Here is a 25,170-nt window from a genome sequence, read left to right on the forward strand (position 1 = left end):
GTCTGCTAATCCTACGAGGGACCTAACCAGCCCCAAAGTAAATAAACAAGTGCAACGGCAATAAAACCATGGAGCAATCTTGCTAAAATAAATGGGCGGTACCGCAGGTCCGTCCTGCTTATCAGACTGGCGATTTGAGCGTGGACCGACAAGCCTCCCCACGAGAGAACCCACGCGGCAACCGCCGCTTGATGCATCAGCCCGGTACCTGCTGTGCCTGCCGCCCGAGCGCCTAACGTAACCTCAAACAAGCCATATACGCCTGCATCTGCGAGCGGCTTCGGCAGACCGATTAGACCGAATAAAGCGCGCAGCGCTTCAGCAAGCGCCTCCACAATGCCGGCATGGGTGAGCATCTCCATGACTACGGAGAAAAAAACGACCAGCCCTCCCACGACGATCATCAGTTTAAGCGCGGATTGCACCGAATCCTGCAAAAGCTTTCCGAGGGCTCTTCCATCCAGCAGTCTGGCTTGATGCATCGCTCTGAGCGCCTCAGCAATGCGGGACGGTCGATAAAGCTTCGCCGTTCGCGCATTATGCTGAGGCTTGTTGGCTGACGAATCAGGCGCATGACGATCGTGGAAGCGCATCAGGAAGCCGATCAGCAGTCCGCCCCCATAATGGGCTGCGGCAAGCAGGGGCGCAAGCGCAACATTTTGGAAGAAGCCGACGGATACGGCTCCGATTAGAAATATAGGATCCGATGTCGTCGTGAACGCAACAAGGCGCTCTCCTTCAGCCCTTGAGACAAGGCGCTGCTCCCATAGCTGCGCCGTAAGTCTTGCCCCAACCGGATACCCGGATATGTAGCCCATGGTTACGATGAACCCGCCGATACCGGGAAGTCGGAATAACGGTCTCATAAGCGGATCTAACAGCTTGCCGAAAAAATGTACGATACCGAAGCCGAGCAGCATTTCCGAAATAACGAAAAAGGGAAATAAAGCCGGAAACAGCACTTGCCACCAGATGGAGAGTCCTCGCAAAGAAGCATTTATCGCTTCTGTAGGAAAGATGGCCATGAGAAGTGCGATAAGCAGAGCGCTAAATGCAGTTAGGGATAAAGGATGGGCGAACGTGCGGAGCAGATTGACCGCCTCCTTGAATTAACCTAATAGGGCAGCAGCCGCAAGCCACTGCAGTACAACCCTTCCTACACGTATATGCCAAAAGCTGGACAGCCATCACTTCCCTATTCCAAAAAATAATTTCCTCAAAAAGAAAACGCTTGCAAAAAAGCTGGATTCCTTGATGATTTATGTTACAATAGAATTACCTTTGAAACGGTTGGAGTGATGAGAATGAGTATAATCGCTGGCATTCTGGTTTGTGCATTTGTCTATGTCATTCGAGAATCTCTTACAGCACCTGGTGAAGAGGATTATGAAGGCTAATAAGCCATGCAGTACTTAGCAAATGACAAGGCCCGCATCTCATGCTGCGGGCTTTTTTTTGTTCAACAAAAAAAAATTATGGTATAATTCTTAATACCTAAACTTTGGAGATGAATTTGACGATGAATAGGAATATAAGCCTTTATGAAGCGTTGGGCGGACCTGATACTTTAAGACTAATAGTTGAATCATTCTACCCAAAAGTACAAGCCCATCCATTAATTGGACCGCTATTTCCAGAAGATATTGATCCTGTTATAGAGAAACAATATTTATTTTTGACCCAGTTTTTCGGAGGACCGTCGCTTTATTCCGATCAATACGGCCATCCGATGATGAGGGCCAGACATTTACCTTTCCCGATCACACCGGAACGTGCGCAAGCGTGGTTGGAGTGTATGCGAAGAGCACTGCAAGAAGTGGGTATAGATGAACAACTGCAAGCGATTGTTATAGACAGACTATCCGGACCTGCACATCATTTTGTAAATACATCAGAAGAGGAGACGTGATCGTTATGGAACCGCTCTACCAATCAAAAATCGAATGCACCTGCTGCGAACAAATCTTTATGACCTCGCGTGTTAGACCAAGCTTTAAGAGAGCGATAAAGACGGATGCCGATTTTTGCGGCTACTACAAGGCAGAGGTCAACCCCGATTTCTATGTCGTTAGGGTTTGCCCGAACTGCGGCTTTGCTTCGACTGAGAATGGATTAGAGCGTCTGAACGATCTGCAGAAAAAGCAATACATGGAGAAAATCGGCTCACACTGGAAAAACCAGGATTTTTCAAGTGAGCGCAGCGCCCAGCAGGCTATGGCAAGCTATAAGCTTGCGCTCCTTTCCGCTCAAGCTGTAGGAGAAAAGGACCGTGTTATCGCGGGCATCCTGCACCACATCGCATGGCTGTATCGTTATGAAGCGAATCATCATGAGGAAAAAAGATTTTTGCGGTTCGCCCTTCAAGCCTATGTTCGCGTCTACGAGTCGGAGGGAGTCTCGCTTAACAATGCTAAGCTTATGTATCTTATCGGTGAGCTTAATCGTCGCATTGGCGAGGAGAACGAGGCGGTGCGGTGGTTCTCGCGAGTCGTGAATGATAAGAAAATCGTTGATGCGTCAATGATACGGGCATGCCGTGAGCAATGGCAGTTTATTCGCGAGGAGATGGAAGCCAGACGATTAAGCTCGTCCGGCGACGAATCTCAAGAGGACAATAACGCGCAGACCGATCATACGGTCTCTACATCGGCTTAATGAGACCTTAGCGCAACGTTCGGTCGGTCAGCAGGTAATCCTGATCTGCGTCTAGAATGGTTACTTTATTATAGCAGCATGGAAATACGAGCAGGCGCTTCATCCCGTCCCGAATGTCCTGAAGCTCTGACGGACGCACGGGCAGCAGTACATTTTCTGTTTCGCAGAAGGGACAGCTGGCAACATAGAGGTCGCCCATAACGATGTCATAGGGCCATGCTCTCTCGAACGGAATCATGATTTTTTTTCGCTCTCTGTGGATGCCGGTGAATCATTTTTGGCCAACTCCGCGAGCTTCTGAAGCAGAATATGGCGCGGCATATGCATCAAATGCTCGATCGGCACGCCAAGCTGTTCTGCCAGCTTAACAGCCGTGTCGGCTGATATTTGCAAAGGTTTAGACATGGTGTAATACCTCCAATCTGGATATAATTAAGTTATACACCGCCGAGAAGGTTTGCGCAATTAAAAACGCGGACGCTTCTCGGCTTTTTTTATTGGAGAGGATGTGAGCAGAGGATGGAAAATTATCCGCAAAGCTGGGATTTAGACGTTTTTTATAAGGGAGGCGCGGGCTCAGCCGCTTTCGCTGAAGAGCTGAAGGGAATTGGAGAAGATATTGCCAAGCTTGATCAATTGCTTGATGGAGAGTCTCCTATAGCTGCTGCTGAGCTGTCGCTTATCGTGGAGCTGCTGCAAAGCGTGCTGCTGCGCTTGCGGCAATCAGAATCCTTCGTCTCATGCTTATTAGCGCAAAATATCAAGGATTCTGCAGCAAGCATGCTCAATGATCGAGTAAAGACTTTGGCCGCGAAGTTTTTGGGTGTCCTTACCCGGTTTGATAATGCGCTTCGCGGACTTGATGATGCGCAGTGGAGCAAGCTGCTGGAGCAGGGGGAGTTGTCTGCCGTTTCCTTCAATCTTGCTGAGCGGCGAGAGCTTGCCAAGCGGAAGATGGCTCCAGAGCTGGAAGCGCTCGCCGGAGACCTGGCAGTTGACGGGTATCATGGCTGGGGCGATTATTACAATCTGATTGTTTCGAGAGCAAAGTTTAATGTTGTCGGCAAGGACGAGGAGATGAAGGTTCTATCGGCAGGACAAATGCAAAATCGGCTTTCTGATGGGGACCGTGCTGTGCGGCAGGCAGCCTTCGCGGAATGGGAGCGCGAATGGTCGGAGCAAGCAGAGCTCTGCGCAGAGACGTTGAATCGCATTTCCGGGTTTCGTCTAAAGCTGTACGAAAAGCGCGGGTGGGAATCGGTGCTGCAAGAGCCGCTGCAAATGAACCGTATGAGCGTTGCGACGCTGCAGGCGATGTGGGCTGCAATCGTGGAGAGCAAGCAGGTGCTTGTTCGGTACTTGGAGCGCAAAGCGAAGCTGCTTGGCGTAGAGAAGCTTGATTGGCATGACATAGAAGCGCCAATCGGCTCCGCAACGCGGACCGTCGCATATGACAAGGCGGCATCGTTTATTGTTGAGCAATTCCGGACCTTTAGCACGGAGCTGGCCGATTTCTCCGACATGGCTTTCCGCGAAGCATGGATTGAAGCCGAGGATCGTGCAGGCAAGCGGCCAGGAGGCTTCTGTACGGCATTTCCGAAGAGCGGCCAGACGCGTATTTTTATGACCTATTCGGGTACGGCTTCGAACATCTCGACGCTCGCGCATGAGCTCGGTCATGCCTATCATCAGCATGTGATGAATGATCTGCCGGCCTTGTCTCAGGAGTATGCTATGAATGTAGCAGAGACGGCCTCAACGTTTGCGGAGCTTATCGTATCAGATTGCGCAATGAAGGCAGCGGCGGATCCTGAGGAGAAGCTAGGCTTGCTGGAGGATAAAATTCAGCGCTCTGTAGCTTTTTTTATGAACATTCATGCCCGTTTCTTGTTTGAAACAAGGTTCTATGACCGCCGTAAGGAGGGGCTTGTTCCTGTTGAAGAACTGAATACCATCATGGAGGCTGCTCAGCGGGAAGCTTATTGTGATATGCTCGGTGAGACGCATCCGCATTTCTGGGCTTCAAAGCTGCATTTCTATTTAACCGATGTACCATTCTATAATTTCCCGTATACATTCGGGTATTTGTTCAGTGCTGGGATTTATGCTAAAGCGCTTAAGGAAGGACCAGCCTTCAAAGAACGCTACGATGCTCTGCTGCGGGATACTGGCCGGATGAGCGTAGAGCAGCTGGCCAAGGAGCATCTTGACGTAAATGTGGAGGAGATCGATTTCTGGCGGGAAGCGGTCGCATTGACAGCCATTGATGTAGAGCAGTTTATTGAAATGACGAACGAATAACGATTTAAATAGGCTGTCCTGCCCGCAGAGGATTCTGTGAGCGGGGGAGCTTTTTTTGCGAGGTGAAAATCATATTCTATTTGTTGTACGATAAAATTTAATATGATATATTATTTATCGAATAATCGTATTATATCAATTAATTATGACTCATATAAGAAATGGAGGGGAGTAAGATTCAGCTATCCACACGTCAATTGGAGCTTCTTGAGCTCGTGAAGAGGCATGCGCCGATTACCGGTGAGCAATTGGCAGAATATTTGGGCGTCAGCCGGCCGACGCTGCGCTCGGATTTGTCACTTCTGGTCATGCTTGGACTGCTTGATGCGAAGCCGAAGGTCGGTTATTTTCTAGGAAATAATTACCGATCGAACAGGGAGCCTCTGCAGCAATTTAACGCTTTAAAGGTTAGGGAGGTGCAAGGTGTTCCTGTAAATGTGCCTGACTCCCTTTCGGTGCATGACGCTGTCGTTACGCTGTTTACTGAGAATGCTGACACGCTGTTGGTCGTTAATGATCAGAAGCGTTTTGTCGGTATTGTGACACCTAAAGATTTGTTAAAAATTACGCTTGGAAATGCTGGTGCCGCAGCCATTCCCGTCAGTATGGTGATGACCCGCTATCCGAACATCGTAACGCTAATGCCCGATGAATCTGTCATGGATGCGATTCGCAAAATGTCGCTCCATCAGGTAGATTGCCTGCCCGTTATCGTCCCCTGGGAGGAGCAAGCTGGGGATCCGGAAGTAACCGGCTGGGTATCGAAGTCGAACATTATACGTCTGATGGCGGACATCGCGTCGGTAGGGGAATTGGAGGAGCCGGATTTATGACACAGCAAACGATTTATGTATGCTCTGATGCGGTCGGCGAGACGGCTGAAGCAGTAGCGAAAGCTACTTTGCGTCAATTTGCATCGGAGCATGTGAAAATTAAACGGTACGGTCATTTGAAGTCTGAGGAAGAGATTGTCCGCATCGTCGCGGAAGCCGCCTGCACAGGCGGATTTATAAGCTATACGCTTGTACAGCCGGAGCTGCGTGAGCTGATGAAGGAAGAAGCGGTTAGGCTCGAGGTGCGTGCTGTTGATGTGATGGGACCAATGATGCAGGCATACGTCGATACGTTTGGAAGCTTTCCGAAGCGCGAACCTGGCCTGCTGCACTCCATTGACGATGCTTACCACCGACGGATGGATGCGATTGAATTTGCGGTGAAATATGATGATGGCAAAGATGCGCGCGGCTTTGTGCAGGCACAGGTGGTGCTCATTGGCGTATCCCGTACATCAAAGACGCCGCTCAGCATTTTTTTGTCCCACAAGGGGATTAAGACAGCGAATTTACCGCTTATGCCTGAGGTGAAACCTCCTGAGGAGCTAAAGCCAACGCCTGGTCGTTTGGTTGTTGGACTTACGATGCAAGCGGAGCATTTGCTCGAAATTCGTTCAGAGCGGCTGAAGACGCTGGGGCTGCCGGCAACGGCGCAATATGCCAATGCCGAACGTATTCAAGAGGAGCTTGATTATGCGGAATCCGTCATGAAGGCACTCGAATGCCCCGTTATAGACGTAACAAATCGGGCAATTGAAGAAACGGCCGGTATCATTGTTGAATGGCTTAATAAATAAATGGCTATACCGTTAGAGATAAGGGGGAATTCTACATGGATAGAACGTTTGTAATGGTTAAGCCAGACGGATTTGCACGCGGACTGGTAGGCCGCATTGTGGCGCGCTTCGAGGAAAAAGGCTTTAAGCTGGCGGATGCGAAGGTTATGCAGTTATCGAGAGAGCATGCGGAGCAGCACTATGAGCATTTACGCTCCAAAGTATTTTTTGACGAGCTAGTCGACTTTATTGTTTCGGGTCCTATCTTCGCCATGATTTGGGAAGGCAAGGATGCGATCAAGAATGCAAGAGCGCTGATCGGAGCGACCAATCCGTCAGAAGCGCTTGCAGGGACGATTCGAGGAGATTTTGCGATCGACGTGGCAAGCAACATCATACATGGCTCAGACTCTCCTGAGAGCGCAGAGCGGGAAATCCAACTATTTTTTAGAAAATAAAGGAGATGACCGGATATGAAATTTTTCTTGGATACAGCGAACGTTGAGGAAATTAAACGGATTGCCAAGCTTGGGCTCGTTGATGGGGTTACAACTAATCCTTCGCTCATCGCGAAGGAAGGACGGGATTTTAAACAAGTCATCCAGGAAATTTGCAGCATCGTATCTGGTCCCGTCAGCGCAGAAGTTATCGGCACGAAGGCTGAAGATATGCTGAAGGAAGCTTATGAAATAGCGGAATGGGCACCTAATGTCGTCATTAAGCTGCCGCTCACCGAGGATGGCCTGTTCGCGGCGCATGCGCTGTCAGAGAAGGGGATCAAGACCAATGTTACGCTTGTGTTCTCAGCGGCACAAGGCCTGATGGCTGCCAAAGCAGGAGCCACCTTCATCAGCCCGTTCGTTGGACGGCTCGATGATATTGGCGCAGAGGGGATGAAGCTGGTTCGCGATCTGAACGCCATTATTCGCAATTATGGCTATGCTACTGAAATTATAGTTGCAAGCATCCGTCATATCGGCCATCTCGAGCAGGCTGCAATTGCGGGCGCGCATATTGCGACGATCCCTGGTTCGATCCTGCCGTCGCTGTGGAAGCATCCTCTTACCGATATCGGTATCGAGAAGTTTTTAAGCGACTGGAGCAAGCAGAAATAAATACAGGTTGACGGATCGTTTTAGGGTATGGTAAATTTTATGAAAAGATACAATTCAAACACGGAAGCACCGTATTAGGCTGCAGATTGCTGCGCCTTATATGGTGCTTTTTTTGTTTTTTTCTAAGCTGAGGGGAGGAGCAGGGATTGAAGAAATATCAGCTGGCGGTGGCGGTTAAGGAGCAGGAGTACTTGAAGCGCTTAGCCGATTATGTTCGTGATAGTCCGCTTGGGGACCAGTGGCAGGTAATCGCTTTTACACATGCGGAGGCGTGTCTGGCATACGTGAAGCAGGGCTACAATATTGATTTGCTGGCAGCGCAGCCGGAGCTGTTGAGTGAGCTGAGGAAGAGAGGAACCTTCCCTTCGATACCAACGGTGTCTTTGGTGCTGAAGCTTGGAGAAAGCAAGGAGGAGCAGGAGCTGCATCAGTATCAGCCGCTTCCGCTGCTTTTGCAGCGATTATCGGAAATTTATGCGAGATTGGTCAATCCTTCTGCTCAACTGACGGCTGACGCCGGGAAGGCAGAGGGAGTGAAGATCATTTCAGTCTATTCTGCTTCGGGCGGAATGGGGAAGACTGCGCTGGCTTTGCATCTTGCGCATGCCGCCAGCTCTCATCGCTGCAGAACCTTTTACCTGAATTTAGAGAGATGGAATTCATCGGACCAATGGCTGGGTTCTCCTGAGGGAGAAGCAAGTACGAGTGAAGGGCTGTCTGAACTGCTATACGGTTTAAAATCGCAGCCTGAGCAATCCATAGGCTGGCTAATGGAGCATCGGAAGCATAACCCGCTGCTCAAGGGGGATTATTTAGCGCCATGCTCAAATCTCGAGGATCGTCTTACCTTATGCGCGGAGGATGCGCTCAATCTGTTAGGAGCGATTGCCGGGAGCAGCCAATATGATCTTATCGTCATTGATTTGGACGAGAGCTTGGAGGAGCTTCATATGGCCATCTTAGAGAAGTCTGACAAGGTGCTCTGGTTAATCAATGATAACAGCTCCGTGCGAAGCAAGCAGCAGATAGCAGTGCGGTATGCGGAGCAGAAGTGGGGCGAGCGGTTTGTTAGGCTGAAGCGCAAGCTTTCCTTCGTCAGGAATCATACGACGCCTGCTGATAACTTGTCAGGAAGAGGGCAGGATGTTTTAAGATATGCCCCTGTTCTATTGCCTGAGGTGTCTGAATGGCGCGGTGCAGCTCATGTGACACTGCTGTCGTCACCGATTTTCAGGGCTGCTGCAGATAAGCTGTTCAAATACGTTTATGGGAAGGAGTAGTGAAATTGCTGACAGATAAAGCGGTACTTGAGCTGCGGGACAGGATCCGCTCGAAAATCAGTTTTAGCGGAGCATTGTCAGATGATAGCCTGATGCGAATGGCTGAAGAAACGGTGTTCGAGTGGTGCGAGCAGCATCCGCTTACAGCTACCGAGAAGGTGAAGCTGGTCCGCAGACTGTTCCATTCCTTTAGAGGTCTCGATATTTTGCAGCCATTGATGGAGGATGCTGAGGTCAGTGAAATTATGATTAACCATCACGCCGAAATTTTCGTGGAACGCAAAGGACAAATGACTTTGCTGCCTGTTTCCTTTGAAAGCAGAGAAAGGCTGGAGGACTTGATCCAATCCGTTGTCGCGAGCGTCAATCGTGTAGTGAATGAATCGTCGCCGATTGTGGATGCAAGGCTCAAGGATGGGTCCAGGGTACATGTCGTGCTGCCGCCGGTTGCGCTTCGGGGCCCGTGCATGACGATTCGGAAGTTTCCTGAGCAGCCGCTTACGATGGAGCAGCTTGTATCCCTTGGATCGCTGCCGCCGGAGGCTGCTGCATTTTTGAAGGAAATGATCGGATCGCAATACAATATTTTTATAAGCGGAGGTACGGGGACGGGAAAAACGACATTTCTTAATGCGCTGTCACAGTTTATTTCGCCAGACGAGCGTATTGTTACAATCGAGGATTCGGCGGAGCTGCAAATTCGGACGCTCCCCAATTTAGTATCGTTGGAAACTCGCAATGCAAACACAGAAGGGAAAGGAGCGATTACGATTCGCGATCTCATAAGAGCCTCGCTGCGGATGCGGCCTAATCGCATAATCGTCGGAGAGGTTCGCGGAGGGGAAGCGCTCGATATGCTGCAGGCACTCAATACGGGACATGCTGGATCGATGTCAACTGGGCATAGCAATGGTGCGAAGGATATGATGGCCCGGCTGGAGACGATGGTGCTAAGCGCTGCTGAGCTGCCAGTTCAGGTCATCCGTCAACAAATTGCTTCTGCCATTGAAATCGTGATTCATCTGTCGAGATTTCGAGACCGCACGCGAAAAGTAACGGAAATTTGCGAGGTTATTGGTGTGGAAGCAGGTGAGGTGCTGCTTAATCCGCTTTTTCAGTTTGAAGAGGAAGGCGAGAGAGACGGCAAGGTGCTTGGGGGGCTAAAGCGATCGTCTAGTACCCTATTCCGGACGGAGAAGCTGAAGCTGGCTGGAAAGAGCTTGTGTGGAGGTTTAACAGGATAATTTATTTACGAGGTGAGGTGCAAAGCATGTGAATCGGTTGAGCCCAGGACGTTTGAAGAGTTGGCTTGAATGGTGCGGGTGGGAAAGAGGTGAGACGATAGCGAGCCTGCGAGATGGGCGTCTGTTAACGAATTACGGACAATTCCATTTGAGCCGCAAGCAGTTTGTGCTATCGGCTATGATCGCAGCGATAGTCATATTCGCCGCTGTTTACTTGTTTTATCATTCGATCGTGTTTGCATGCTTAGCGGCGATGCTTGCCATGATCGCGCCGCGATTCCGGCGGGAGAAGTTGCTGATAATGCGGAAGGAAAGGCTGAAGCTGCAATTTAAGGAGGCGCTGTTTTCGTTAACGTCATCGCTTGCGGCGGGGCGTTCGCTTGAGAATGCCTTTCTGTCCACGCTGGATGATTTGGCACTGCTTTATCCGGATTCCCGTACTGAGCTGTCGCTTGAATTTCAAATCATCCGTTTTCGTCTGGACAATGCCGAACCGTTAGAATATGCGCTGCGCAACTTTGCGGATCGTGCGCAGATTGATGAAATTACTCAATTCGTAGATGTTTTGGCTGCGTGCAAGCGCTCTGGCGGCGATTTGCTTGAGGTGATGAAGCGAACCTCAGTTATCATTGGCGAGAAGCTGGAAATTGAGCAGGAAATTAGCGTCATGCTTGCTCAAAAAAGGTTTGAGGGACGAATTATGATGGCGGTTCCGTTCGTTTTTCTGGCCTTTTTGGGCCTGGCTGCACCTGATTATATGGCTCCTCTGTACGGGGGCGTCGGTTATTTATTACTGACAGGTGCACTCCTTCTGCTGCTTCTTTGTTTCTGGATTATGGGAAGAACGATGAACATCCGTATGTAGAGGAGAGGGGGAGTCGAATGGCTGCAGCGATAGCCGCCTTAACACTCACGTCGTTATGGCTTTACATCTCTGGCAGGAGGGCGCTGCATGTGCTGTGGTTTCTGCTAATGAAACGAATAAAACGTGTTGGAAAATCCAGAAAGCTCCAGCTCAAACGGATCATAATCATTGAACCATTCACACGCTCGCTAGAGCGTCTTCATGTGTTCGATTCCCTGCAGCTTCCACTCGGCAGCTATCATATGAGGTTGATTCTGCTCCAAGGAAGCGATTGGACGCTCGAACAGACTAAGGAAGAGACAGGTGCGGCTGTTGGCTATGGCTATGTTGCTTTAACAGGCTGTGCTTGGCTCAGTCTGCTGGGGCAGGAGCCGCTGCTTCTGTTCATGGGGTTGATTTTTGGGGTTGTATTTGCTATTCGGCCGTTCCTGGAGGCTGGAAGGAAGGTCGAGCAGCGCAAGCAGCAGATGATTACGGAGCTGCCTGATCTGTTAAGCAAGCTCATGCTGCTTGTCGGAGCGGGCGAGACGGTACAGCGAGCGCTGGCCCGCTGCTTGGATGGAAAGGACATGATTTATCATCCGCTCTATAAGGAATGGTTGGATGTCGTTTCTGGTATGCGCAATGGACAGTCGTTCAGCTCGGCCATCGAACGATTTAACAGACGCTGCTCAGTTCAGGAGGTGTCTGTTTTCACCACGGTATTGCTTTTGAACTACCGCCGCGGGGGTGAGCATTTTGTGCTTGCGCTTCGTGAGCTGTCTTATACACTCTGGGAGAAGCGCAAGGCGATCGCCAGATCGCGAGGAGAGGAAGCCTCCTCCAAGCTGGTATTTCCGCTTGTCGGTATACTTCTGGTGCTTATGGTTCTAGTAGCTGCGCCGGCGGTTCTGCTTATGTCGTGATTAATAATAGAGAGGAAGATGAGAAGATGAAAAAGATAGGACAGGCGTTGAAGACATTTTGGAATGAGGAAGATGGCCTTGGTACGCTGGAAATCATTTTGATTATTGCGGTAGTCATTATCATTGCGCTGCTGTTTAAGGATTGGATTGTGGAGCTCATCGAGCGGCTGATGGGCAAAGCAGACGACGAAGCGGATAAAATATTTGGCTGAGCTGACAGGCAGGGGGAAGCTTGTGAGAGGGCTGCGCTGCAACAGTGCCAGAGAAAGACTGCATAAGTGGCTGCGGCAGGAGCAGGGCAGCTTTACACTGGAGTCCACTCTAATATTTCCAATGCTGATGGGGCTTATTCTGCTATTTATTATTTTCGGTATGTACATGTATCAGAAGGTTGTGTTGTACTATGCCGCATCGATTACGGCTGAGCGAGCTGCGTTCAGTTGGGATAACAGCCATCGTGATCCGAGCACAAGCATGCTGTCAAACGTGGCTTATGATAGCTTGTACTGGCGTATAGGAGAGGATGAGATGCTTAGCAGCCTTTTTGGTCTGGCAGGAGACAATGCCGAAGCGACAGTTGCGCTTCCTCTCGATCATTCGATCGCAGGGAGCGAGGCTAAATTATCTGAGCGTAAAATGCAGCAGGCAGGCCAATGGCTCGGTCAAGCTGGGCTTGCGTACGAGGGACAAATCAGTTATTCGAGGGGCATTCTGTTACGGAAGCTTGAAGTGAAGCTGAAGCAGCCATTGTCGGTGGAGCCAGTTGAGCAAAGCTGGCTGAAGCGAGAGCCAAAGACGGTGTCTGCGACGACAATTGTTGATCCAGTCGAATTTATTCGGAGCGTAGATCTTGTGCGTTATTACTCCTTGAAGTTCGGAAACGGAGGCGGCGGGGCGAATCAAGCTTATACGCACGCGGGTGAAATTCTTGCTCCTTATAAAGGAACAGGAAATACCAGGAACTAAAGCAGTTGGCGGAGTAATGGGCATGCCGTTGAAGGAAACAGAGGAGGTGTGAGGATGAGAAGTGACAATAGAACTAATAATTTTCATCACTGCAGGAGGCTCCTTCTGAAGGATGATGGAGCTGTTACTTTGTTTGCGGTCATCGTACTGTCCTCGCTGCTGTTATTTTTCTCGCTGCTTATCGATTATGCCCGCATTGCTGCCTTTCATAAGCTGACGGAGGATGCTCTACGCTCTAGCGTTCGATCCGTCTTGTCCGCATACGATTCTACGTTATATGAGCGATATGGCTTGTTCGGCAGAGGAGGAACGGAGGGTCAGTCGATCTTTGCGGAGGCGATGCAGGCTAATCTCGAAGGGATCCCAATGGCTAGCCAGAATGGGATGAAGCTGGTACGTACAAAGGTAGAGGCTGCTGCGCTGCACAGCGCTTCTTTTCTTGGTGACCATGATGTATTCGCCAGACAAGTGCTGGAGGAGATGAAATATAAAGCGCCGGTTGATTTTACGTTAGAGCTGGCATCGAAATTCATGCCGCTGGCGGGAGCGATGAAGGAATCGGCCATTACGCTTCATCTGCTTGAGAGTATGCGCAGGCAGTATGAGAAGCGAGAGGCACATTTTGCGCGCGCGCTTCAGTTGCAGCAGCAGGCGGCAGCAGTCATTGACGGGAGCGGAGTCGCTGCGCTCATTCCCGTCCAGACGACGGCGCTGGCTGCGGGTGAGGATACAGCATTGCTTATCGCCAGCGAATACAGCACTTATGCTACGCTGGTAATGAAGGATCAGGCGCTGACTATTGGTGAAGAGTCAATATACACGAATGAGATTGACGCTTATGAAGAGAAAGCGAGAGCGGTTGTAATAGAGCTGCGTCAATTGAGCGCGAATATGAAGAAACAGCATGATCGATTGCATGGGGATGCTCTAAGGGAGCTGGAAGAGGCACAATTGATTAATGAGGACATGCAGCGGCTTGCTCAGCAAGTCGATCAAACCACTATCAGTGAAGGCTACGAATCGGTAGCAAGAAGCAGGGTCGCAGGCGCGGACCCGCACCAGGTACCAGGAAGCGAGCTATCCAAGCTTGAGCAGGTAAAACAATCTGCTGATGAGCTCCTATTGCCTGATAGCTGGTTTGCCTCATACAGACTGGAGCTGGAGGCGCAGGGTGCTGCGGCAGCGGCGATTGATATGGAAGCGGGAAGCTTCCAGTCCAATAGCTCAGCTTCAATGGCTAGACCAATTACTGGAATGAATGCAGATTCGTTGCTTGAAGGAGTAACGAGCCTGCGCCTTGCCTATGGAGCTTACGAGGAAAAATATATTCGACCTGCTGCGGTCCTCATGAATCGAAAGCAGATGCTTGAGGGCGGACCTATTAAAGCGCAGCTGAAGCAGCAGGAGGAGAAGGCGGGCTCGTTATGGAGTCAGGCGCGTGAAATGCTGCACAGCTTGACGACTTTGCCGCAAATGGAGGAGCATGTCGAGCTATTTAAGCAGGTAGAGCTGAGCTATAACGATAATTTGTTGTTCAATCAGCAGTCCGTTGAAGAGGAGGCTGGCCGCGGCCAGCATGAGCAAGCAAAGGATGCATATGAGGCCGCTGACCAGTCTTCTGCTATGATGAGCGGCTTATATAGTGGTCTAGCGGGTATGCTCGAGCGTACAAGAGATGCTCTTTATTATGGCGAATACGTCATTCATCACTACTCATTCTTTGCTCCACAGCAGTTGCGCGCCATGCTGACGGAAGGGGAGGTAACGGAGCTTTCCCATGCTTTGGCCTTCAATAACCAGGAAGCAGAATACATCATTTATGGCTTTCATAATCCAGTTGGCAATATAGCGGCCGCTTATGGGGAGTTGTTTGCGACCCGTCTAGCCATTCGAACGATGGAAGGACTTATTGAAAGCCGTTCGCTTGGTCATCCACTGCTTATTTTGTCAGCGGCGCTTATTTACGGCTTGGAGAAGACGATCGAGGATTTACTCGCATTTACAGAGCGGGGCTCGGCCCCTTTGTCTAAATATGTACGTGCTGAGCTTTCCTATACCGACTATTTACGATTATTTATGCTCATGCACAGTGCGGATGAAGGAGCTAGGCTGGCCCGTATGATTGCGGTTATTGAGCAGAACAGCGGAGCAGCGTTGTCAGCCGTACCAAGCGGAGTAACCGGAGAAGCGCAGATCTCTTTGCAGCTGTGGTTTTTGCCCGGTCTTATGCGAGTATTAGGACGTTTTGGACTATTGGAGGGAAAGGTCGTCGGCAATCGCTATGAAACAACACAAACGATTGGCTGGTCATACTGAAAGTCGAAGCGATACCAATGAGCAAGGCTCAATCGTAGTTGAGGCGGCCTTGGTCATGCCATTAGTTATTATTGTACTCCTCGTATTTGTCATGCTTGTGAGGTTATGTGCGGTGCAAATGGCTCTTCATTCAACAGCCTCACAGACGGTCAAGCAAATCGCTGCGCATATTCATCCTGCTGAATTGGCTTGGCAGCAGGCTGGTGGCGTCAATCCTTTACCTAACTCGCCGCTTCTGCCAACTGACAAACTGGCGTCGTGGAGCGATGTTGCAGCCGATGCTGCGGAATGGCTGCCATCACCAGCTGGAACGATTGTAGCCTCCGCGCTTCGGGGTGATTTCAGTCCGCTGCAAAATATGGCTGCGACAGAGGTTGGCCGCTCTGTCGTTGAGCCTATGCTGCGTGATTTTGCAGACAAAGCGATTATATCTCCAGAGCGTTTGCATTTGGAGCTGCTGACGCTGCCTGATTTGGAGAAGAACCGTGAGCCGTACTTAGCGATAGCGGTCGAATATGAGTTTCCGTTAATGCTGCCTTTTTACCGCAAACCTATTGTTTTAAAGGAGCAAGCCTTGGAGCGGGTATGGATAAGCGATGCAGCGCCAGCAAGGTATGGGGCTGAAAACGGAAATTCCGAAGTGCTTCCGCTGCAAATTATAGGCATAGAGCCTATACCGCTTCGTCCTGGACGAAAAGCAACGGTTATCGTAAAGACGAATCCAGACGCTGCGATCTCGCTTGATGTGATTTACAAAAGCGGATCAAGCCGAGCGAGGCATCTTGGTAAAGCCATTGCCGATGAGAACGGATATGTGCAGTGGACATGGCTTGTGTCGGGCAATACGACGCCTGGGACATGGAAGCTTACAGCCTCAGAGGCTGAGAAGCGAGACAATCAGGTATCGATGCATTTTGCAGTTCAGAAGAGGAGCAGGAGTGAATAGTCGGCAGGCGGAGACGGGCAGAGAGGGGATAATTATGGATTTTATTCAAACAGCTGCATTAGCTAGTTTATTTATTGGAGCATTTATAACAGATGTGAGAACGCAAATCATACCAAATCGACTTACGGTTAGCTTCTTTGTCGCTGCTTTACTATACGATTTTGTAATGAACGGGATGACGGGGCTCATTACGGCGGCAGCAGGTGCTGCGGCCGGGTTTGTTCCATTGCTGCTGCTTCATCTGGCCAAAGGAATTGGAGCTGGGGATGTTAAGCTATTTGGCGCGATTGGCGCTTGGACTGGAGCAGGACTTGTGCTCCAAGTGACGCTGTACTCAATTTTGTATGCAGGCTTAATTGGTATAGGTCTTATTCTGATTAATCGCTCATACGGCAGGAAGGTTGCAGCCGAGACGGCTTCGCTCCTCGTTCCCGCGTCAGGCTGGAGAAAGAGCCAATGGTTAAAATGGGCAGAGTCGGGGAAGCGGTTTCCGTTTATGCTGGCGGTTGCGCCGGCAGTAATTACAGTATGGACAATGCTCTATTAATATTTACGAATAGAAAATGGGAGGCGAGCAGTATGCAAAGCTATCGCATTGATTTTACGATGAATCACGGACACGAAATGACATTGGACCGAGACACTGGTATTGCAAGGGCAGATTTAGATGAAATAGAGCTCAATATGCTGTACAGTCAGCGTATACCTTATTTATTGCCGGTGGACTGGCTCGAATTGGATGGCCAAGTCTCGTTTCGATATATGCTCACAGGCACAAAAATGCTATTGCACCGTCTGCAGCAGCAGCCGCTTACGATGGAGCAATATTACATGCTGATCTTAGGCTTAACGGATGCGCTCCATGAGTGCAAGCACTATATGCTTCGTCCGGAAGGCTGTCTGCTGGATGATCAGTTTATATTTATTGGCGAGCAGCTGCATGATATACGGCTTGCTTATGTTCCGATGAAGGAAAGCAGAGCAGGACAATCAAATGGTGCGAGTGAGCTGCTGTTTCTGGTCGTACGCTTCACTTCCTATATTGAGGATATCGATGGAGAGGGGTTAAAGCGCGTGCTTCAGACGATGTCCGGGACGAAATGGCCGCTTACAGAACTGCGTTCCGTATTGCTGGATTTAATTGGACAGCAAAATCATTCTCTGACGGATGCGGAGTCTATCCGGCAGGCGGATCCAGAAGAGCGATGGGCAGTTCGACGGGAGCATCCTGTAGGTCTTGTTGATGCCAGTTCATCTCCACAACCATACATGCAGCAGGAGCAGCGAATTTCTTTTGGGAATAAGAGCCTAGTGAACCATTCCGACAATATTCCTTATATCGATGAGCAGGAAGATGAGGAGCAAGATAAGAAAAGAAAATGGATTTTTACATCTGGACTAGTCGTCGCGGCAGCTTGCGTGTGGCGGTTTATTTATTTTGAAGCCTTAACTCGGCATAGTCTGCTGATAAGCGCAGGCATAACCTTGCTGTTTCTTACTGCTTCCATATTGGTGTGGAGAAAAAACACGCCTCAGCAGGCATCCATCGTTGAAGCGCAGTTTGAGAATGAGCCGCTTGTACAGGGCCCCAGCCCTCTTCGCAAGCTGGATGATTGGAGGGAGGAGCTGGCTGTGCGTGAAGAGCGTCCCCCCAAAAAAAATACCGAAGGAGGAGCTTTGGATCCTTTTGCAGAGCCGTTGTATGGGATAGCTGCGAAGCCGCAGCAGCCAATTATTGAACCGACTGTACTGCTTGGTCGTCAGCATGCAAATGAGACGGAGGCGAAGCAGGTGAAATGGTTGGATAGAAGGTGGGAGGGACACGATACGAGAGTCGAGCTAACCGACTTATGCTTCAAAATTGGCAGAACGGGTGAGCAAGTAAGCTATGTCGAGGAAGCAAACGGGGTCTCACGCATTCATCTTGAAATTGAATATAGGAATGGAGAGCATAAAGCGAAGGATCTGGGATCGAAAAATGGAAGCCTGCTAAATGGACAAGTGATGATTCCATATAAGGGATATACGCTTGCAGTCGGTGACATAATTCATTTAGCAGGGATAAATGGTCCTTCCTACGAGTTGAGGTCTAACTGATACTGTACAAGGACTTGCTTAGAGAGTCGGAGCAGACTACCTGCGCCCGACAAGCTCCTGCATGGCGCTATCTACGGTTGGGTACCGGAAGGCAAAGCCATGCTCAAGCGCTTTGGCCGGCATGGCTCGTTGTCCGTCGAGAAGCAGAGTAGACATTTCGCCAAACAAGGTTTTCATCACAAAAGCCGGAACGGGAAACCAATGCGGTCTTCCCATCGCCTTGCCGATTGCTCGTCCGAATGCATCATTAGTTACAGGGTCAGGAGCGCAGCCGTTTACAGGACCGCGAATCTGGTCATTATCCAAGCAGAAGATAATAAGCCGAACCATGTCTTCGAGATGAATCCAGGAGAGCCATTGCTTGCCGCTGCCGATTTTGCCGCCGCCGAACAAGCGATAAGGCATAGCCATCAACGGAAAAGCGCCGTCCTTCTTATGAAGGACGACACCTACACGTAGCTTGACGAGCCGTCTTGCAGGAATAGCATCTGCAGCGATCTCCCACTTCTGAACAACCTCCGACAAAAAGTCGGTAATCGCAGTCGGACTTGATTCGTCAAACGTACGATTCGCGGATATGCCATAAGCCGATATGCCGGATGCGTTGATCACGACTTTGGGCTTGTCATTCAGCGCCTGATAAAGGGTGGCGATACGAGCTGCAGCCGACTGTCTTGATTCCAAAATGCGCTGCTTGGCAGCATCGGTCCAGCGCTGATTGATGGATTCCCCAGTCAGATTGATGATCGCGTCAATTCCATCGAGTATAGACGGCTTTTCCGCAATTTCTTCCCAGGTTGCATGATGCTGGCCGGCATAGTGCTGCGGCTCACTCGAGCTTTTTCTTGAGATTATCCAGATCTCATCATTTCTAGCTATTAAGGCTTTTGTCAGCGCCCTTCCGATAAAGCCTGTCCCGCCAGCAATCGCAACCCGCATTCGACTCGCGTCCCTTCAAATAGACTCTACTCCATCATACACTACTTGATTTCTTCGATCTTGGATAACCAGTTCTGCTTCATATCGGTTTCGCCCTCGATCGCTTTTTCCGTATACTCGTATTTAACCTTCGCATTTTCCGGCAAAGCTTCCAAGGCTCCCATAAGGTCATCAGTTACTTGAAAAGGCATTGGTCCGTCTGCAGTCTCAATTTCTATAGAGTGCGAGTCCATCAAGCCAATGTAAGTCCCTTCACCGGATAAGACCGGATTCGTGACTGGCTCTTGCTCGCCACCATTTTGGTTAGTATCTTCGGTTGGTTCAGGCGCTGGAACCTCAGGATCAATTAACCCGCTTTTGTTAGGCAAATCGACGACCGGACCCTCGGTCACGGTTCCCGGCTGTTCATTTCCTGGATTCGCTGCGTTGTTAGTGTTTCCGCATGCGGATGCTGCAAGCATAACAGTGAGAAGAATGACTCCTGCTGCTACTGTTTTTTTGCTTTTTCTTCTCTTCGATGAGTTCATCAAAAGAACCACCTCCTGCAATTAATAACGAAATAGAAACTCAAAAGGTTACAATTTTATGTTTGTCCAAAAACGAATACCCCGAAGCAATACATAAAAGAGCCTAAGCCGCATGCGGCTTAAGCTCATTTGTTCAGCAAATGCTTATACGGACTGTAATCAATTCCTTTACGATCCAAGAAGGTAACCAGGCTGCGGTAATCGCGTTTTGGAGTAGCGCGTATGTAACCTTCAATGCAATGCTCGCGTGTGACGGTCTTAGCGCCGTGCTCAATGGCCACCTGTCCGATCTTGGCGGCGATGGAATGTTTAGCTATATCGCGAAAAGCGTTTGGCACCGGAGACACAAGCTCATCGAGCAAAGCTTTAGAATCATCACTCCACATGCTGCGGCTGCGTTCTACCCAGTAATTTTGCCAATCGAGCTTGGACTTGCCGTCCCGCATCGGAAGCACCTTAAGAAATTTTCGAAACATAAAGAAACCGCCAATGGACATGGCGCCAACCATGACAATTGCCCAAAAAACGATAAAATACATGAACCAATCCGGCGCAAATTCCATACGTATCCTTCACCTCAATTATGAATTATACCGTATTCCTAGATTTATTTCGACATTCCTTGTAAAATAAGGTTTGATCAACCGAAAGGGGCGTTAATTAAATGTTAAAAATAGGTTCCCACGTATCATTTTCGGACAAAGGGCTGCAGACTGCTGCTCAGGAAGCTGTATCATACGGCTCAAGCACGTTCATGATTTACACCGGCGCACCGCAGAATACAAGGCGGAAGCCGATCGACTCGCTATATATTGAAGAAGGCAAAGCGCTAATGGAGCAGGCAGGAATCAATGAGATTGTTGTGCATGCTCCTTATATCGTTAATTTAGGCTCATATAAGCCGGACACATTCGAGCTTGCGGTGTCTTTTCTGCAGGAGGAAATTCGCCGGACGGATTATATCGGTGTTCGTAATATTGTCCTGCACCCCGGCGCTTATACGGACAAGGATGCCGAGTACGGCATAGCTCGCATTGCGGAGGGTCTGAACGAAGTGCTTGCAGGCACGAAAGAAACGAAGGTTAACATCGCGCTGGAAACGATGGCGGGCAAAGGGACAGAAATCGGTCGCAGCTTTCAGGAGATTGCTGCCATTATAGACAAAGTACAAGATAACGAGCGTTTGACAGTGTGTATGGACACCTGTCATATGCACGATGCGGGATATGATTTAATTGATGACCTTGACGGTGTTCTTGCTGAGTTTGACCGTATTGTCGGACTTGATCGCGTCGCGGTTGTTCACGTGAATGACAGCAAAAATTCACGCGGAGCAGGCAAGGACCGTCATGCGCCAATTGGAGCGGGCTGGCTCGGGCACGATGCGATTCAAAGAATCGTTCATCATGAAGGACTGCAAGGACGGCCATTTATTCTGGAGACTCCGTGGATCGGCAAAGAGGATAAAACGGAGCGCCCGATGTATGAAGCGGAAATCGCTTTGTTAAGCGGCAACGCGATGCATCGCTTCGGCGAGCCTTTCTTCGAGGATGTGGAGCGTCTCCATCATTTCTTCGGAAAACAGGAGATTGATCCTAGAATGTTTGTTCTGTCCACCTGGGATTTGCTCAAATCCGACGCAAAGGCCAAAAAAGCTGATCCGCGCGAGCCAATGGAGCGTCTCTACGATCTTGTGGCTGCGGCCGAAGTTTTTCCTTCCTTGCTGACCGAGGAGCAAATCAATCAGCGTATTACGGCATGGTTTGCCGGCAAACAGCTATTGTTGAACGCTTAAAATGAGCAGCTCAGCAGCTATAAATTTTATTTAAACAGAAGTGAAAGGAAGTTTGAATTTCATGTCATCTCAATCCAATCCGCTTGATCAATTAAAGCTATCCGAAGGAAAGAGCGGCCGTGCGCGCATGCTCATTTCTTGTCCGGATCGTCCTGGTATCGTGGCGGCGGTATCTCATTTTTTGTACGAGCACGGTGCTAATATCGTGCAATCGGATCAGTATACGATGGATCCAGAAGGCGGAATGTTTTTTATCCGCTTTGAATTTGACCTGAATGACATGGATAAGGAGCTTCCGGTGCTGGTAGAGGATTTTGCCAGAGTAGCTGACCGTTTCGATATGAAGTGGCATACGTTTCGTGCGAGCCGCAAAAAGCGCCTTGCGGTGTTCGTTTCCAAGGAGGACCATTGCTTGCTTGAGCTTCTATGGCAGTGGAAGGCTGGAGACCTGGATGCCGATATCTCAATGGTTATCAGCAATCATCCGGATATGCGCGAGCTGGTTGAGTCGTTCGGCATTCCGTATCATCATATTCCGGTGACGGCAAGCACGAAGGCTGAAGCGGAGCGCAAGCAGATGGAAATTGTTGCGGACAAAGCAGATATTATCGTTCTGGCTCGTTATATGCAGATCATCTCACCAAAGTTCATCGAGCTATTTCCGAACCGGATCATTAATATTCACCACTCCTTTCTTCCGGCCTTTGTTGGAGGCAAGCCGTATGCGCAGGCCTACACCCGCGGCGTGAAAATAATTGGCGCTACTGCGCACTATGTTACGGAGGAGCTTGATGGCGGGCCGATTATCGAGCAGGATGTGCAGCGAGTCAGCCATCGCGATAATGTCGATGATTTGAAACGCATTGGACGTACGATAGAACGAGTCGTCCTTGCGCGCGCCGTGAAATGGCATATTGAGGATCGCGTTATCGTACATCAGAACAAGACGGTCGTGTTCAACTGAGTGAATTTTTATGCAACATTCTATATACATTATGCAAAAACCTAAATTTTTAGGTTGGAAAACAAGCAGTCAGAGTGATACAATATTCAAAGTTATTGCGTACTGGTATGATGCTGTATCGTTATTGAGAAACCATGTAACGATACAAATTAGATGAGACTAGATTATAGGAGGAAATTGGAATGACGGTTACACAAAAAACGATTGAACAGCTTTCGATCGATACGATCCGTACGCTTGCGATCGACGCGATTGAGAAAGCAAAATCAGGTCACCCTGGTATGCCAATGGGCGCTGCCCCGATGGGATATCAGCTATTTGCAAAAAACATGAAGCACAACCCAGCTAATCCAACTTGGATTAACCGCGATCGCTTCGTACTATCGGCAGGTCACGGCTCGATGCTGCTATACAGCCTGCTTCACCTTTCCGGCTATGATTTACCGCTGGAAGAGCTGCAAAATTTCCGTCAATGGGGCTCCCTTACACCGGGTCACCCTGAGTTCGGTCATACGGCTGGCGTAGATGCTACAACTGGTCCGCTCGGACAAGGTATCGCGATGGCAGTAGGCATGGCGATAGCAGAAGCACAGCTCTCGGCTACTTATAATAAAGAAGGCCACGATATTATTAATCACTTTACCTACTCGGTTTGCGGTGATGGCGACTTGATGGAAGGCATCTCTCACGAGGCTGCTTCCTTCGCAGGTCACCTTGGCCTAGGCAAATTGGTGGTCCTATATGATTCCAACGATATCTCCCTGGACGGCGAGCTAAACCTTTCGTACTCCGAAAGCGTTCAAAAACGTTTTGAAGGCTACGGCTGGCAGGTACTGCGCGTAGAGGACGGAAACGACCTCGGAGCATTGTCCAAAGCCGTTGCTGAAGCGCAAGCAGATTTGTCCAAACCGACTTTGATCGAAGTGAAAACAGTCATCGGCTACGGCAGCCCGAACAAAGGCGGTAAAGGCGGTCACGCGGGTCCTCACGGTTCTCCGCTAGGCGTTGAAGAAACCAAATTGACGAAGCAAGCCTACGGCTGGTCGGAAGACCACCAATTCCACGTTCCTGATGAAGTTCGCGCTCATTTCGCAGAAGTGAAAAGCAGCGGCGAGCAAGCCAATGCGCAGTGGGATGCTAGCTTTGCGGCATATAAAGAAGCTTATCCTGAGCTTGCAGCACAATTCGAGGTTGCGATCTCCGGCGCATTACCAGAGGGCTGGGATGCTGACCTTCCGAAGTATACGACAGCAGACAATGCGGTATCGACTCGCGTAGCTTCCGGTAACGCCCTTAACGGACTTGCGAAAAACGTGCCTAACCTTGTTGGGGGCTCTGCTGACCTTGAAAGCTCGACTATGACTCATCTGAAAGGCTTGACGCAATTCAAGCCAGGCAGCTACGACGGCCGCAACATTTACTTCGGCGTTCGTGAATTCGGAATGGCTGCAGCGATGAACGGTATTGCGCTTCACAGCGGTCTGAAAGTATTCGGCGGTACATTCTTCGTATTTACAGATTATCTTCGTCCTGCTGTACGTCTTGCCGCTTTGATGAAGCTGCCGGTTGTATACGTATTGACGCATGATAGTATAGCTGTAGGCGAAGACGGTCCTACGCATGAGCCAATCGAGCAGTTGGCTTCAATCCGCATCATCCCTGACCTGACGGTCATTCGTCCGGCTGACGGCAACGAAACGTCGGCTGCATGGGCTTATGCGGTCGAGAACACGGGCAACCCGGTTGCACTTGTTCTGACTCGTCAGAACCTTCCGATCCTTGAAGGTACAGTAAACAACGTTCACGAGAACCTTCGTCGCGGTGCTTATGTAGTATCCGATGCTGCGAACGGCAAACCGCAAGCGCAAATTTTGGCGACAGGCTCCGAGGTTCAATTGGCGGTAGCGGCTCAGAAGGCTCTTGCTGAAGAGGGCATTCAAGTTCGTGTCATCAGCATGCCAAGCTGGGATCTGTTCGAGAAGCAATCGAAGGAATACAAAAACTCCGTCATTCTTCCAGAGGTAAAAGCGCGTCTGGCGATCGAAATGGCACATCCATTCGGCTGGGAGCGTTACACAGGAGATCAAGGCGACATACTAGCCATCGACCGTTTTGGAGCATCTGCGCCTGGCGACCGTGTAATCAAAGAGTACGGCTTTACGGTTGAGAATGTGGTTAGCAAAGTAAAGGCTTTGCTGTAATCACGCCAAGGCCAGCCTTAGCATTCGATATATAAAGGAGATTGCGAACACCAATGTCTCAATTCGAAAATGTAACAGTCGTCAAGAAGGCGAATATCTACTTTGACGGCAAAGTAACAAGCCGCGCTGTTGTATTCGCGGACGGCACGAAAAAAACACTCGGCATTATGCTGCCGGGCGACTATGAGTTTGGAACGGACTGTCTCGAGATCATGGAAATTTTGGCCGGCGACTTGAAGGTGCTGCTGCCTGGTGAAACAGAGTGGCTGCATATCCAAGGAGAAGGCGAATTCCAAGTGCCTGCGAACACGAAATTCAAGCTTCAGGTTGCTGAAGTGACAGACTACTGCTGCTCGTATATTTACGAGTAATCATAGCGATAATTTCTTAGGAAAGAGGCCTTTCCGCACCGGCGTTAGCTCGCCAGCGGAAAGGCCTCTTTTTT

At 49.8% G+C, this 25,170-nt stretch carries 27 protein-coding genes; 21 read left to right on the top strand and 6 right to left on the bottom strand.

Annotated elements, in window-relative coordinates:
* Nucleotides 1-11: 11 nt before the first annotated feature.
* Nucleotides 12-1,025 carry a sporulation integral membrane protein YlbJ gene (gene ylbJ / locus ACO9K6_RS08500; RefSeq protein ID WP_424767125.1) on the bottom strand — a complete coding sequence of 338 codons (1,014 nt, stop codon included), beginning with the start codon at nt 1,023-1,025 and terminating at the stop codon, nt 12-14.
* A 494-nt stretch (nt 1,026-1,519) separates the two neighbouring features.
* Between ylbJ and ACO9K6_RS08505 the strand changes: the two genes are divergently transcribed.
* Together ACO9K6_RS08505 and ACO9K6_RS08510 are read left to right on the top strand one after the other, a co-directional pair.
* The gene (locus tag ACO9K6_RS08505; RefSeq protein ID WP_424767126.1) at nt 1,520-1,909 is read left to right on the top strand and encodes a globin domain-containing protein; all 390 of its coding nucleotides are present in this window, start codon (nt 1,520-1,522) and stop codon (nt 1,907-1,909) included.
* 5 nt (nt 1,910-1,914) lie between these two features.
* The gene (locus ACO9K6_RS08510; RefSeq protein ID WP_424767127.1) at nt 1,915-2,655 is read left to right on the top strand and encodes a DUF2225 domain-containing protein; all 741 of its coding nucleotides are present in this window, start codon (nt 1,915-1,917) and stop codon (nt 2,653-2,655) included.
* Between the two features lie 7 nt (nt 2,656-2,662).
* Here the strand turns inward: ACO9K6_RS08510 and ACO9K6_RS08515 are convergent, their stop codons facing one another.
* Together ACO9K6_RS08515 and ACO9K6_RS08520 are read right to left on the bottom strand one after the other, a co-directional pair.
* On the bottom strand, nt 2,663-2,893 hold the full coding sequence (locus tag ACO9K6_RS08515; protein WP_424767128.1) for a hypothetical protein: 231 nt from the start codon (nt 2,891-2,893) through the stop codon (nt 2,663-2,665).
* Nucleotides 2,890-3,060 (bottom strand): YycC family protein, encoded by a 171-nt coding sequence (locus tag ACO9K6_RS08520; RefSeq protein ID WP_424767129.1) that lies wholly within the window; start codon nt 3,058-3,060, stop codon nt 2,890-2,892. Before ACO9K6_RS08520 ends, ACO9K6_RS08515 begins: the two co-directional genes overlap by 4 nt.
* A gap of 114 nt (nt 3,061-3,174) precedes the next feature.
* Here ACO9K6_RS08520 and ACO9K6_RS08525 point away from each other — a divergent pair, with 114 nt between their 5' ends.
* The 15 genes from ACO9K6_RS08525 to ACO9K6_RS08595 all read left to right on the top strand — a co-directional run bounded on the left by ACO9K6_RS08525 (nt 3,175) and on the right by ACO9K6_RS08595 (nt 18,299).
* The gene (locus ACO9K6_RS08525; protein WP_424767130.1) at nt 3,175-4,956 is read left to right on the top strand and encodes a M3 family oligoendopeptidase; all 1,782 of its coding nucleotides are present in this window, start codon (nt 3,175-3,177) and stop codon (nt 4,954-4,956) included.
* Nucleotides 4,957-5,117: 161 nt separating this feature from the next.
* Nucleotides 5,118-5,789, top strand: coding sequence for a CBS domain-containing protein (locus ACO9K6_RS08530; protein ID WP_424767131.1), 672 nt, complete (start codon nt 5,118-5,120; stop codon nt 5,787-5,789).
* Nucleotides 5,786-6,586, top strand: coding sequence for a pyruvate, water dikinase regulatory protein (locus tag ACO9K6_RS08535; protein ID WP_424767132.1), 801 nt, complete (start codon nt 5,786-5,788; stop codon nt 6,584-6,586). Before ACO9K6_RS08530 ends, ACO9K6_RS08535 begins: the two co-directional genes overlap by 4 nt.
* A 35-nt stretch (nt 6,587-6,621) precedes the next feature.
* Complete coding sequence (ndk, locus tag ACO9K6_RS08540; protein WP_424767133.1) at nt 6,622-7,023, top strand: nucleoside-diphosphate kinase; 402 nt, start codon at nt 6,622-6,624, stop codon at nt 7,021-7,023.
* A gap of 15 nt (nt 7,024-7,038) precedes the next feature.
* Nucleotides 7,039-7,680, top strand: coding sequence for a fructose-6-phosphate aldolase (gene fsa, locus ACO9K6_RS08545; RefSeq protein ID WP_424767134.1), 642 nt, complete (start codon nt 7,039-7,041; stop codon nt 7,678-7,680).
* 146 nt (nt 7,681-7,826) lie between these two features.
* Nucleotides 7,827-8,960: a P-loop NTPase family protein gene (locus tag ACO9K6_RS08550; RefSeq protein ID WP_424767135.1), complete on the top strand. Its 1,134-nt coding sequence runs from the start codon at nt 7,827-7,829 to the stop codon at nt 8,958-8,960.
* 8 nt (nt 8,961-8,968) lie between these two features.
* Entirely contained in the window at nt 8,969-10,204 is a 1,236-nt protein-coding gene (locus ACO9K6_RS08555; protein ID WP_424767301.1) for a CpaF family protein, read from the top strand.
* Between the two features lie 28 nt (nt 10,205-10,232).
* Nucleotides 10,233-11,069, top strand: coding sequence for a type II secretion system F family protein (locus ACO9K6_RS08560; protein WP_424767136.1), 837 nt, complete (start codon nt 10,233-10,235; stop codon nt 11,067-11,069).
* A 17-nt stretch (nt 11,070-11,086) separates the two neighbouring features.
* On the top strand, nt 11,087-11,974 hold the full coding sequence (locus ACO9K6_RS08565; RefSeq protein WP_424767137.1) for a type II secretion system F family protein: 888 nt from the start codon (nt 11,087-11,089) through the stop codon (nt 11,972-11,974).
* A 26-nt stretch (nt 11,975-12,000) separates the two neighbouring features.
* Nucleotides 12,001-12,186, top strand: coding sequence for a Flp1 family type IVb pilin (locus ACO9K6_RS08570; protein ID WP_424767138.1), 186 nt, complete (start codon nt 12,001-12,003; stop codon nt 12,184-12,186).
* Nucleotides 12,179-12,940: a TadE/TadG family type IV pilus assembly protein gene (locus ACO9K6_RS08575; protein WP_424767139.1), complete on the top strand. Its 762-nt coding sequence runs from the start codon at nt 12,179-12,181 to the stop codon at nt 12,938-12,940. The genes ACO9K6_RS08570 and ACO9K6_RS08575 overlap by 8 nt, the downstream gene beginning before the upstream one ends.
* A gap of 54 nt (nt 12,941-12,994) precedes the next feature.
* Complete coding sequence (locus tag ACO9K6_RS08580) at nt 12,995-15,256, top strand: hypothetical protein (protein WP_424767140.1); 2,262 nt, start codon at nt 12,995-12,997, stop codon at nt 15,254-15,256.
* Between the two features lie 55 nt (nt 15,257-15,311).
* Nucleotides 15,312-16,202 (top strand): hypothetical protein, encoded by an 891-nt coding sequence (locus ACO9K6_RS08585; protein ID WP_424767141.1) that lies wholly within the window; start codon nt 15,312-15,314, stop codon nt 16,200-16,202.
* Entirely contained in the window at nt 16,195-16,749 is a 555-nt protein-coding gene (locus ACO9K6_RS08590) for an A24 family peptidase (RefSeq protein ID WP_424767142.1), read from the top strand. Before ACO9K6_RS08585 ends, ACO9K6_RS08590 begins: the two co-directional genes overlap by 8 nt.
* Nucleotides 16,750-16,781: 32 nt before the next feature.
* Complete coding sequence (locus tag ACO9K6_RS08595; RefSeq protein WP_424767143.1) at nt 16,782-18,299, top strand: DUF6382 domain-containing protein; 1,518 nt, start codon at nt 16,782-16,784, stop codon at nt 18,297-18,299.
* A gap of 36 nt (nt 18,300-18,335) precedes the next feature.
* Here ACO9K6_RS08595 and ACO9K6_RS08600 read toward each other — a convergent pair whose 3' ends face one another.
* The 3 genes from ACO9K6_RS08600 to ACO9K6_RS08610 form a co-directional block, all read right to left on the bottom strand.
* The gene (locus tag ACO9K6_RS08600) at nt 18,336-19,238 is read right to left on the bottom strand and encodes a TIGR01777 family oxidoreductase (RefSeq protein WP_424767144.1); all 903 of its coding nucleotides are present in this window, start codon (nt 19,236-19,238) and stop codon (nt 18,336-18,338) included.
* A 41-nt stretch (nt 19,239-19,279) separates the two neighbouring features.
* Complete coding sequence (locus tag ACO9K6_RS08605; RefSeq protein WP_424767145.1) at nt 19,280-19,765, bottom strand: hypothetical protein; 486 nt, start codon at nt 19,763-19,765, stop codon at nt 19,280-19,282.
* Between the two features lie 125 nt (nt 19,766-19,890).
* Nucleotides 19,891-20,328 carry a DUF2621 domain-containing protein gene (locus ACO9K6_RS08610; protein ID WP_424767146.1) on the bottom strand — a complete coding sequence of 146 codons (438 nt, stop codon included), beginning with the start codon at nt 20,326-20,328 and terminating at the stop codon, nt 19,891-19,893.
* 101 nt (nt 20,329-20,429) lie between these two features.
* On the opposite strand from ACO9K6_RS08610, the gene ACO9K6_RS08615 reads away from it, so the two are divergent.
* From ACO9K6_RS08615 to ppnP, 4 genes are all read left to right on the top strand, one after another.
* On the top strand, nt 20,430-21,560 hold the full coding sequence (locus ACO9K6_RS08615) for a deoxyribonuclease IV (protein WP_424767147.1): 1,131 nt from the start codon (nt 20,430-20,432) through the stop codon (nt 21,558-21,560).
* Between the two features lie 61 nt (nt 21,561-21,621).
* Nucleotides 21,622-22,524: a formyltetrahydrofolate deformylase gene (gene purU / locus ACO9K6_RS08620; RefSeq protein ID WP_424767148.1), complete on the top strand. Its 903-nt coding sequence runs from the start codon at nt 21,622-21,624 to the stop codon at nt 22,522-22,524.
* Between the two features lie 182 nt (nt 22,525-22,706).
* Nucleotides 22,707-24,725 carry a transketolase gene (gene tkt, locus ACO9K6_RS08625; protein WP_424767149.1) on the top strand — a complete coding sequence of 673 codons (2,019 nt, stop codon included), beginning with the start codon at nt 22,707-22,709 and terminating at the stop codon, nt 24,723-24,725.
* A 53-nt stretch (nt 24,726-24,778) separates the two neighbouring features.
* Entirely contained in the window at nt 24,779-25,096 is a 318-nt protein-coding gene (gene ppnP / locus ACO9K6_RS08630; protein ID WP_424767150.1) for a pyrimidine/purine nucleoside phosphorylase, read from the top strand.
* Nucleotides 25,097-25,170: the final 74 nt, after the last annotated feature.

Source organism: Paenibacillus praedii (assembly GCF_049725345.1).
In the GTDB taxonomy this organism is placed as follows: domain Bacteria; phylum Bacillota; class Bacilli; order Paenibacillales; family Paenibacillaceae; genus Pristimantibacillus.